We start from the raw sequence: 7,995 nt of genomic DNA, 5'->3' as shown, positions 1-7,995 counted from the left end.
GGTGGTCATAGCGTGAGGGAAACGCCCGGTTACATTCCGAACCCGGAAGCTAAGCCTCACAGCGCCGATGGTACTGCAGGGGGGACCCTGTGGGAGAGTAGGACGCCGCCGAACAATTCTTCAGAAAGGCCCCTGATCCTTACGGATCAGGGGCTTTTCGCATTTCCAGATCATCCGGATCATCCCGGGGCCGGGTGTTGTTCCGACCACCGTCAGGTGGTCCTAGGTCTACCTCGGAATTGGGGTGCCACGGCCAGTGTCCCGCGCGGGTCGTTCGTGAACACTGATGAGGACGATCGGTACCGGCATCAGGAGCTCGCGTGACCACACAGACCCGTACGAGCGGCACGTCCGTGAGTGCGCAGACCCAGGAGGCCTTCCGGGCCGGTGGCCAGGGCCTGGGCCGACTGGCCCAGGTGGTGCTGGCGGCTGTGCCGGGGTTCGTGCTCCCGGTGGCGGCGGCCATCATCGCGGGGGTGGTGACGGCCAAGTTCCTGGAGTACTACTTCCCGGCCTCCCTGGTGGCCCTCGCGGCCGCCGCGGTCGTGGGCTCCGCGGTGGCGGCCACCTGCGTCCGTCGGACGGCGGACCGTACGCGCCGGTTCCTGGAGCGCTGGTACGACATCCGGCTGCCGGCGGTCTACCAGTCGCTGCCGGAGCTGGAGCTGGACGACCGCGGGCATTGGTGGACGGGCTACTCGTACCACCGCTCGCGGACGGTCGCGAAGTACGCGCAGCTGGTCCACTGGGGCCTGCGGGACCGGACGACCCGCGCCGAGATCCTCTGGCTGATCGTGAACCCGGTCCTCGTCACGGCCCTGGCCGGCGCGGTCGGTCTGTTGCTGGTGCTGGGCACCACGTTCGCCGTCGGTGGTGCGGTGCCGACCGTCGGATTCGGCCCGCTGAGCGAGCGGATGACGCGCGTCACGCTGAGCCTGGTGGTCGGGGTCGGCATGGTCCTCGCCGGGATACTCCTCGCCCCGTACGCGGTGCGCGGGTACGCGGAGGTCGCCCGCCGGGTGCTGGACCAGGACGGTTGGGCGACGCACGCCCAGCTGACCAAGCGGGTGGCCGTGCTGACCGAGACCCGGGCGGACGCGGCGGGCAGCCAGGCGGCCGAGCTGCGGCGGATCGAGCGTGACCTGCACGACGGAGCCCAGGCGCGGTTGGTCGCGATCGGGATGACGCTGGGCACCATCGAGCACCTGATGGAGACCGACCAGGCGGCCGCGCGGGAGCTGCTCGCCGAGGCGCGGCAGTCCTCGGCCCGGGCGCTGCAGGAACTGCGCGACCTGGTCCGCGGCATCCACCCGCCGGTGCTCGCCGAGCGCGGACTCGGTGACGCGGTCCGGGCGTTGGCGCTGGACGGCGCGCTGCCGACCGAGGTGTTCGTGAGCCTGCCGGACCGCCTGCCGGCCCCGGTCGAGGCGGCGGTCTACTTCAGCATCAGTGAGCTGCTGGCCAACGCGGCCAAGCACTCGGAAGCCGACCAGGTGTGGGTGGACATCCTGTACCGGGCCGGGACCCTCCGGGTGACGGTGACGGACGACGGAGTGGGCGTGGCGGACCCTTCGCGGGGCACGGGCCTGCGCGGGATCGAACGCCGATTGGGTACCTTCGACGGTGTCCTCGCCATCGACAGCACGTCGGGCGGTCCCACCACCATCACCCTGGAGTTGCCGTGCGAGTTGTCCTCGCCGAGGACCTCTACCTCCTTCGCGAAGGCCTGATCCGGCTGCTGGAAGCGCACGGCTTCACCATCGCGGCCGCGGTGGAGACCGGCCCCGAGCTGCTGGAGGCGTTGCTGACCCACCGCCCGGACGTGGCGGTGGTGGACGTCCGGTTGCCCCCGACGCTCACCGACGAGGGGCTCCAGGCCGCTCTCCAGGCACGCCGGGAGATCCGCGGCCTGCCGGTGCTGGTGCTCTCCCAGCACGTCCAGCAGCTGTACGCGCGGGAGTTGCTGGCCGACGGCACGGGTGGGGTCGGCTACCTGCTGAAGGACCGGGTGTTCAACGCCGGACAGTTCATCGACGCGGTCCGCCGGGTGGCGGCCGGCGGGACGGCGATGGACCCGGACGTGATCGCCAAGCTGATGCAGACCACCTCGCGCCGGCCCGGTCCGCTGCTCGGGCTGTCCCCGCGCGAGCGCGAGGTGCTGGAGCTGATGGCCGAGGGCTGTTCCAACTCGGCGATCGCCGCCCGCCTCGCGGTCAGCGACGGCGCCGTGGCCAAGCACATCGCCAACATCTTCAGCAAGCTCGGACTGGCCCCCGACGAGGACGCCAACCGCCGGGTGATGGCGGTGCTGGCCTATCTCAACGGCACGGCGGGGCAGAGCCGCTGACGGTCCGACCGGCCCCGGCGCGGGGGATGAGGGCCCGTACGGTGACACTCCAGGCTGCGGAAACGCTGAAACAGGCGTACGAGTAAACTCCGGTGGGCCGAGTCCGGAGGCTGCTCAGCCGTCCGGCGGCCCGATCGGCGGGAACCGGCAGCCGAGGCGCGTACGGCAGCGCCGACATCCAGGGGTTGATAGACGTAATGGCACGCCCAACGCTCACCAAGGCCCATCGCGGCCTGCTCGGCCTGGTCGCGGCCGGCGCCTGCATCATCTCGGGCATCGGGTTCGCGGGCTCGTACAACGCGGTGCGCGAGCTGGCCCTGGAGAAAGGTTTCGGTGCCTTCTCCTACGCCTTCCCGATCGGCGTCGACGCGGGCATCGTGGTGCTCCTCGCCCTCGACCTGGTGCTGACCTGGCTGCGGATCCCCTTCCCGATGCTCCGCCAGACCGCCTGGCTGCTGACCGTCGCCACCATCGCCTTCAACGCGGCCGCCTCCTGGGGCGACCCGCTCGGCATGGGGATGCACGCCGTCATCCCGGTGCTGTTCGTCGTGGTGGTCGAGGCCTCCCGGCACGCGGTCGGCCGGATCGCGGCGATCACGGCGGACCGTCACATGGAGTCGGTCCGGGTGATGCGCTGGCTGCTCTCCCCGGTGCCGACCTTCCGGCTCTGGCGGCGGATGAAGCTCTGGGAGCTCCGCTCCTACGAGGAGGTCATCCGGCTGGAGCAGAACCGGCTGGTCTACCGGGCGCAGCTGCGCTTCCGCTACGGCCGCGGCTGGCGCCGCTCGGCCCCGATCCAGGCGCTGCTGCCGCTCAAGCTGGCCAAGTTCGGCGTCCCGCTGGACCCGTCGCTGCTGGACCGGTTGGACGAGGAGGCTCGCGAGCGCGAGGCCAAGGAGACCCGGGCGGAGCAGCCGGCCCAGGAGCTCGGGACCCAGTCTCAGCCCCAGTCCCAGCCCCAGCCGGTCCGTGCCGCCGCGGCCATCGCCCCGGCGGGTCCCGAGGCCGGCCACCCGGCCGCCGCCCCCGCCGTAGCCCGGCCGCAGCAGCCGCAGGTTCACCAGCCGCCGGTCCAGCAGCCCCAGCCCGAGCCGGCCCAGGCCGAACACCCCGACCAGCCCCAGCTCCAGCCCGAGGCCCAGCCCGAGGCCCCCGCCCCCGCGCCGCTGTCGCCCGAGGTCGCGGCGCCGATGCTGGCGAAGCTGCACGCCGTCCGGCTGCGCGCCGCCCAGGAGCCGGAGGCGGAGGTGGTCGCCGCCCCGCAGCCGCGCAGCGAGGAGCTGAACGTCTGGACGGAGCGCCCGGTCCGCACCACCGGCCACTCGGTCGACCCCGCTCCGGGCGGGCGGGTGCCCGGTCAGGCCTCGCCGTGGTTCAAGCCCCCGCGCCCGGTCGACGAGGCGCCCGCTCCCGTTTCCGCCGCCCCCGTTCCGGCCCCCGTTCCGGCCCCCGTTTCCGCTGCCCCCGTCCCGGCCGCCGCCCCCGCCGGAGCCCGGCCGCAGGCCCAGCACCCGACCGCCCAGCCGCCGCACGCCGAGCCGACCGTCGAGCCGCAGCACCGTCAGCCGGCTGCCCAGAGCGAGCACCACGCCCAGGCCGAGCAGCCCGCTCCGGCCGAGGAGCCCGCCCAAGCCACCCAGCCCGGACCCCACCCGACTCCCGTGCCGCTCGACCAGGACATCGCCTACGACGCGCTGGTCTCCTACATGGACAGCCACGGCCACCAGCCCGACCCCCCGCGCCTCGCGGCCTGGCTGACCACCGAGTACGGCGTCACCGGCAAGGGCCAGGACGGCTCGGTCCACCCCAAGGAGGTCGCCGAGCTCTACCCGCTGCTGCGCGACCGCTACCTGGCCGCCGGGAGGGACTGAGCCCGCGCCGCCACGCCGCGTCCACCGCTCGGTCGGCCATTGACGCCCGACCCCGCCGGAGCTACCGTCGCCTCAACAATTTGTTGAAGTGCTGGTTCGGCACGGAGGAGCGCGGATGTCGCAGGTCGAGGTCGACGGAACCGGACCGACGGGCGGGGCCTCCTTCTCCGCCGCCGCCCGCACCGCCGTGGAGGCGCTGCTCGACCCGGTGGACGCCGACCTGGCGCGCCGCTACCCCGGCGACTCCGGTACCCGGCAGCCGGTGCACACCGTCTACGTCCCGGCCGACGCCTACCGCGCCGACACCGTACGGGAGTGGGGCTGCCAGGCCCTGGAGGCCTTCGACACCCACGCCGGCACCCCCGCCGAGCTGGCCCGCGCCCTCGGTGTGGCCGACGACGAACTGCTCGCCGACGTGCACGCCCGGGTGCGCGCCAAGCTGGAGCACGAGCCGGTCGAGGACCTGCGGATCGACTTCGAGGACGGCTACGGCCCCCGCCCGGACGCCGAGGAGGACGCCGCGGCCGTCCGGGCCGCCGAACTGGTCGCCGCCGCCGTGTCCGAGGGCGCCGCACCGCCGTACGTCGGCATCCGGATCAAGTGCATGGAGGCGCCTGTCCGCGCCCGCGGCATCCGCACCCTGGAGCTGTTCCTCGCCACCCTCCTGGCGAACGGCGGCCTGCCGGCGGGCCTGGTCCTCACCCTGCCCAAGGTCACCTACGCGGAGCAGGTCACCGCGCTGGTCCGGCTGCTGGAGGACTTCGAGCGCCGGGCCGGGCTGCCCGCCGGCCGGATCGGCTTCGAGATCCAGATCGAGACCACCCAGGCGATCCTCGGCCCGGACGGCCGGGCCACCGTCTCCCGGATGATCGAGGCCGCCGAGGGCCGCGCCACCGGCCTGCACTACGGCACCTTCGACTACAGCGCCTCCTGCGGCGTCAGCGCGGCCTACCAGAGCATGGACCACCCGGTCGCCGACCACGCCAAGGCGGTCATGCAGGTGGCCGCCGCCGGCACCGGGGTCCGGCTCTCCGACGGCTCGACCAATGTGATCCCCACCGGCTCCACCGAGCAGGTGCACGCCGCCTGGAAGCTCCACCACGGCCTGGTCCGCCGCTCGCTGGCCCGCGCCTACTACCAGGGCTGGGACATGCACCCGGCACACCTGCCGACCCGCTACGTCGCCGTGTACTCCTTCTACCGGGAGGGCCTGGCGGCCGCCGCCGCCCGGCTGGCCGCCTACGTCGCCAAGGCGGGCGGCGACGTGATGGACGAGCCGGCCACCGCCCGGGCGCTCAGCGGCTACCTGCTGCGCGGCCTGGACTGCGGCGCCGTCGACCCGGCCGAGGTCACCGCCCTGACCGGCCTGGACCGTGCCCAGCTGGACGCCCTGGCCGGCCGCTGAACCCCCGGCCGCGCGCCAACTAGGCTGGCGGTGCCGCACCCGACAGCGGGCGCGCGCCGCCAGCCGTCGCCGTCCCCGGGAGAACCACCGCGCATGTCCGCCACGCCGGAACCGACCGCCAGGCCGTACCTCACCATCCGGCGGGCCGGCAGCCACGAGACCGAGATCAAGAAGTCCCGCTTCATCTGCCACCTCGCCCGGGTCCGCGACGAGGACGAGGCGCAGGCCTTCATCGCCGGCATCCGCAAGCAGTACTGGGACGCCCGGCACAACTGCACCGCCTTCGTAGTCGGCGACGACCAGCGCCGCGAGCGCTCCAGCGACGACGGCGAGCCCGGCGGCACGGCCGGGGTGCCGATGCTGGAGGTGCTGCGCCGGCGCGGCCTCACCGACACCGTCGCGGTGGTGACCAGGTACTTCGGCGGGATCAAGCTCGGCGCGGGCGGCCTGGTGCGGGCGTACGGGAACGCGGTGTCGGCGGCGGTCGACGAGGTCGGCCTGCTGGAGCGGCGGCCGGTCGCGCTGCTCGCGGTGTCGGCGGACCACGTGCGCGCCGGGCGGGTGGAGAATGACCTGCGGGCCGCCGGGTACGCGGTGAGCGACCTCGCCTACGAGGCGGCGGGGGTGCGGATCGAGGTGGGCGTGCCGGAGCCGGAGGTGGCCGGGTTCCACACCTGGCTGGCCGAGGCGACCGGCGGTACCGCGGTGGCGGTGCCGGCCGGCCGGACCTACGTCGAGGTGCCGGTCTGAGCCACGGGCCGCACGGGCCGCACGGGCTCCGCGCTCCCCGCCGGGGCGCGGTTTTCGGCCACACATCCGGCCAGAACGCGACCGGTCCGTTTCGGTCTCCGACGGGCCCGCCTAGCCTGATCCGACCGTCGAGCAGGAAGCCGCCCCCGATGCCCGTCGTCCGGACCATCACCCTGGCCCCAGGGGCCACCACCGGCTGGCACTACCACCCGGGCCGGGTCGAGGTGGTGGTGCTCGCCGGGACGCTCACCCGCACCCTGCACGACGGCCGGGTCGAGGTCAGCCGGGCCGGGGACTCGCTGGTCGAGGAGGCCGGACCGGTCCACGTCCACGTGGGCCGCAACCTCGGGACCGAGCCCGTGGTGCTGATCGCCCACTACGCCGCCCCGGAGGGCCGCCCGCTGGCCGTAGCCGTCCCGGAACCCGCCTGGAGCCGCAGCGGCGGCGGGACCGCCGGGGCCTGACCGGACCCGCGCGGCGCCGCCCGCTGGGTCGCGCCCCGTAGCCGAGCGGCGCCGCCACGCGGAAGACGGCTTGAACAGATTCACTCGAACGTAGTGTCGTGGCCCGGAGTTGGAACTTCCGCTCCCGGCTGTGGCGTTTCCTGGGCAAGGATCCGGCGGAACCGGACGAAAACCATCGATGGAGGACAACGGACCCCACCCCGCACCACGGAGGTATGCGCATGACCTCAGACCACTCGCCGTCGCTCGCCGGTGCCGATCTACCCGGCCCCCGAGCCCTCGCGACGCCCTACCGGATGACCGTCACCACCGCCCTCCCGCATGCCGAGGCCGTCGCCCTGGCCGACGAGCAGCTCGCCTCCTGGCTGAAGCAGGAGGGCTGCGAGGAACCCCCGCCCACCCCCGGCGCCGCCGCGGGGACACCCCCCGCCGCCGAGCGCCTGCGCCTGGGCGAGCGCGTCCTGCTGGACCGGGACCACGGACCGCTGCGCGGCGGCCCGGGCGCCGGCCGCTACAACCGCCGCCGCCTGCGCACCCCGGCCCCGCACGGCACCCGACAGCTGACCCTCACCGTCGCCACCGGCGCCGGCGGCCCCACCTGGGTCCGGCTGGAGGCCGAGACCCACAACACCGGCAGCGGCGTGCGCACCCCCTGCCGGGTGCCGGTGCCGGAACTCGCCCGCACCCTGCTCCCGCTGCTCGACGCCGCCGACGGCCCGGCCGCCGTCCACCCCGCCCCCCGGGTGATCACGGCCGACGAGGTCGACGACCTGATCGACGAGCTGTGCGACCCGGAGCGCCGGCTGCCCACGGTGGTCGCCAGCGTGCCGGTGAACCTCCCGGTCGACCACTGGGTCGAGGAGGTCGTCCGCCCGCTCTGCCGTCAGTTGCCCGGCCTCGCCACCGCCTACGTGCTGGATCCGGGCGCCCGCACCGGGTTCAACGTCGCGCTGGAGTACCACACCGTGTACGGCGGCGCGGTGCGCACCTACCTGCCCGAGGTCGACCCGGCCTCCCGGCAGGACGGCGCCCGACATCCGGTGCTCGCCCGGGGCCGAATAGAACAGGACCTCCGCCGCGCCGCCGGGCTGCTCGCCCGCGAACCGCGCCGCCTCGCCGCCGACCAGCCGCTCCCGGCCCCGCTGGCCGCCGTCCCGG

6 protein-coding genes, 1 rRNA gene and 1 pseudogene are annotated in these 7,995 nt (G+C 74.2%); all 8 read left to right on the top strand.

Annotation, left to right across the window (positions count from 1 at the left end):
• A 5S ribosomal RNA gene (gene rrf, locus BG452_RS24950) occupies nt 1-114 on the top strand; the annotation flags it as partial.
• A gap of 206 nt (nt 115-320) precedes the next feature.
• Nucleotides 321-1,730, top strand: a complete 1,410-nt coding sequence (locus BG452_RS24945) for a sensor histidine kinase (protein ID WP_317621214.1) — start codon at nt 321-323, stop codon at nt 1,728-1,730.
• Nucleotides 1,682-2,347 (top strand): LuxR C-terminal-related transcriptional regulator, encoded by a 666-nt coding sequence (locus BG452_RS24940; protein WP_188306603.1) that lies wholly within the window; start codon nt 1,682-1,684, stop codon nt 2,345-2,347. The genes BG452_RS24945 and BG452_RS24940 overlap by 49 nt, the downstream gene beginning before the upstream one ends.
• Before the next feature lie 197 nt (nt 2,348-2,544).
• A complete protein-coding gene (locus BG452_RS45960; protein ID WP_223242693.1) occupies nt 2,545-4,218 on the top strand; it encodes a DUF2637 domain-containing protein in 1,674 nt (557 codons plus the stop codon).
• Between the two features lie 115 nt (nt 4,219-4,333).
• Entirely contained in the window at nt 4,334-5,623 is a 1,290-nt protein-coding gene (locus BG452_RS24930; RefSeq protein WP_188306602.1) for a DUF6986 family protein, read from the top strand.
• Nucleotides 5,624-5,716: 93 nt separating this feature from the next.
• Nucleotides 5,717-6,373: a YigZ family protein gene (locus BG452_RS24925; protein ID WP_188306601.1), complete on the top strand. Its 657-nt coding sequence runs from the start codon at nt 5,717-5,719 to the stop codon at nt 6,371-6,373.
• Between the two features lie 149 nt (nt 6,374-6,522).
• Nucleotides 6,523-6,837, top strand: coding sequence for a cupin domain-containing protein (locus tag BG452_RS24920; protein ID WP_188306600.1), 315 nt, complete (start codon nt 6,523-6,525; stop codon nt 6,835-6,837).
• Between the two features lie 221 nt (nt 6,838-7,058).
• Nucleotides 7,059-7,995: pseudogene (locus BG452_RS24915) on the top strand (hypothetical protein); the annotation flags it as partial.

The organism is Streptomyces sp. CBMA123, from assembly GCF_014596465.1.
GTDB lineage: Bacteria > Actinomycetota > Actinomycetes > Streptomycetales > Streptomycetaceae > Kitasatospora.
This window is presented reverse-complemented; position numbering and strand designations above follow the sequence as displayed.

Coding starts and splice junctions, on each gene's coding strand:
- BG452_RS24925 (WP_188306601.1), top strand. CDS start 5,717: ATGTCCGCCACGCCGGAACCGACCGCCAGGCCGTACCTCACCATCCGG.
- BG452_RS24920 (WP_188306600.1), top strand. CDS start 6,523: ATGCCCGTCGTCCGGACCATCACCCTGGCCCCAGGGGCCACCACCGGC.
- BG452_RS24930 (WP_188306602.1), top strand. CDS start 4,334: ATGTCGCAGGTCGAGGTCGACGGAACCGGACCGACGGGCGGGGCCTCC.
- BG452_RS45960 (WP_223242693.1), top strand. CDS start 2,545: ATGGCACGCCCAACGCTCACCAAGGCCCATCGCGGCCTGCTCGGCCTG.